Genomic DNA, 679 nt, shown 5'->3' with positions numbered 1-679 from the left:
CTGATGGGTAGTTTAACTGGGGCGGTTGCCTCCTAAAGAGTAACGGAGGCGCCCAAAGGTTCCCTCAGCCTGGTTGGTAATCAGGTGTTGAGTGTAAGTGCACAAGGGAGCTTGACTGTGAGACCGACGGGTCGAGCAGGGACGAAAGTCGGGACTAGTGATCCGGCGGTGGCTTGTGGAAGCGCTGTCGCTCAACGGATAAAAGGTACCCCGGGGATAACAGGCTGATCTTCCCCAAGAGTCCATATCGACGGGATGGTTTGGCACCTCGATGTCGGCTCGTCGCATCCTGGGGCTGGAGTCGGTCCCAAGGGTTGGGCTGTTCGCCCATTAAAGCGGTACGCGAGCTGGGTTTAGAACGTCGTGAGACAGTTCGGTCCCTATCCGCTGTGCGCGTAGGAATATTGAGAAGGGCTGTCCCTAGTACGAGAGGACCGGGACGGACGAACCTCTGGTGTGCCAGTTGTCCTGCCAAGGGCATGGCTGGTTGGCTACGTTCGGAAAGGATAACCGCTGAAAGCATCTAAGCGGGAAGCCTGCTTCGAGATGAGTATTCCCACCTCCTTTGAGGGGTTAAGGCTCCCAGTAGACGACTGGGTTGATAGGCCAGATGTGGAAGCCCGGTAACGGGTGGAGCTGACTGGTACTAATAGGCCGAGGGCTTGTCCTCAGTTGCTCG

General features: G+C 57.1%; 1 rRNA gene. It reads left to right on the top strand.

Features of this window, described 5'->3' with window-relative positions:
* Nucleotides 1-670, top strand: a 23S ribosomal RNA gene (locus AB0C16_RS40190); the annotation flags it as partial.
* Between the last annotated feature and the right edge of the window lie 9 nt (nucleotides 671-679).

Source organism: Nonomuraea sp. NPDC048916, assembly GCF_040649575.1.
In the GTDB taxonomy this organism is placed as follows: Bacteria; Actinomycetota; Actinomycetes; order Streptosporangiales; family Streptosporangiaceae; genus Nonomuraea.
Note: the sequence above shows the minus strand (reverse complement) of the source record. Positions and strands in the feature narration are given on the sequence as shown.